Below are 1,321 nucleotides of genomic sequence, written 5' to 3' on the forward strand. Positions count from 1 at the left end.
GCGGTCGAAGCAGGTGGCCGTGACAGCGTTGACAAAAGGATTGAGCGCTTCGATGCGGGCAATGCAGGCATCCAGCAGTTCAACCGGAGAAAGCTGCCTGGCGCCGATGCGGCGGCGCATTTCCACGGCAGACAGCGCCAGCAACTCGGCCTGCGGCGAGGACGGGGAGGAGGAGGAGGACATGGGCTTTGTCGTCTTTCTTCATTCGATCCTGATGTTCGCGCGAGTGGCGGTGGCCCGCATCACCGGCAGGTCCGCCTCGATGATGCGCTCGACCTTGGCGCCCGGCACGAAGCCAGCCTCGAAGCCCACGCTCGCCATTTGCGCCTTCACTTCGGGCAGCCCGGCCAGTTCGGCCAGCGCCTTTTCCAGCTTGGCCCGCACGGCAGCCGGCAGGCCGCGCGGCGCTGCGACCGACAGCCAGGTGTCGGCATCAATGGCATAGCCCTGCTCCTGGAAGCTGGGCACATTGGGCAGCAGGGCCGAGCGCTTGGCCATGGTCACGCCAATGGCCTTGACCTTGCCGGCCTTGAGCTGCGGCAGCGCCGCCGAAACCGTGTCCACCGAGAACTGCACCTGGCCGGCGATCAGGTCGATCATGGCTGGCGAGCTGCCCTTGTAGGGCACATGCAGCATCTGGGTGTCGGTGGCGCGCTGCAGCAGTTCGCCGGTGAAGTGCGAGGTGGTGCCGTTGCCGAACGAGGCCCAGGCGAACTTGCCGGGCGCCGGGTGCACCAGGGCGACAAAGCTCTTGGGAGAGTCGGCCTTGACCTGCGGGTTGGCCAGCAGGATCAGCCCGGTGCGGCCGACGATGCCCAGTTGCTCGAAGCTCTTGAGCGGGTCATAGCCCAGCTTGGGGTTGATGGCCGGGTTGGCGATGTAGGTGGTGCCGGAGCTGATCAGCAAGGTGTAGCCATCCGCCGGGGACTTGGCGACGTAGCTGGCGCCAATGGCGGTGCCGGCACCGGCGCGGTTTTCGACCACGATGCTCTGCCCCAGCTTGTCCCCCAGGCCCTTGGCCACCAGGCGGGCCAGCACGTCGGTGGCGCCACCCGGCGGGAAGGGCACGACCAATTGGATGGGCTTGTTCGGATAGGCGTCGGCGGCCAGCGCAGAAATCACGGGCAGGGTCAGGCCGGCAAGGGCAAGGCCAGCCAGCAGGGCGCGGCGGGCAATGGACGAGGGCAGCAATGCGGAAGAGTTCATGTCGAGGCGCTCAAGTGGTTGGAGATCAGGGATGCGGGGAGGGCAGGCTTTGTCGCAGGGCGGGGTCATCGGCCGGCTCGCGGGCCAGCTCGGCCGCGCGGTAGCGGAAGTAGGC

Annotated in this window: 1 protein-coding gene and 1 pseudogene; both read right to left on the bottom strand. The window is 67.4% G+C overall.

The window, feature by feature from the left end:
- Window positions 1-183, bottom strand: a pseudogene (locus FKP22_RS30625) (amidase); the annotation flags it as partial.
- An 18-nt stretch (window positions 184-201) separates the two neighbouring features.
- Window positions 202-1,206 (bottom strand): Bug family tripartite tricarboxylate transporter substrate binding protein, encoded by a 1,005-nt coding sequence (locus tag FKP22_RS30630; protein ID WP_141291960.1) that lies wholly within the window; start codon window positions 1,204-1,206, stop codon window positions 202-204.
- Window positions 1,207-1,321: the final 115 nt, after the last annotated feature.

The organism is Ideonella azotifigens (genome assembly GCF_006519715.1).
Classification (GTDB): Bacteria; Pseudomonadota; Gammaproteobacteria; order Burkholderiales; family Burkholderiaceae_C; genus Ideonella; species Ideonella azotifigens.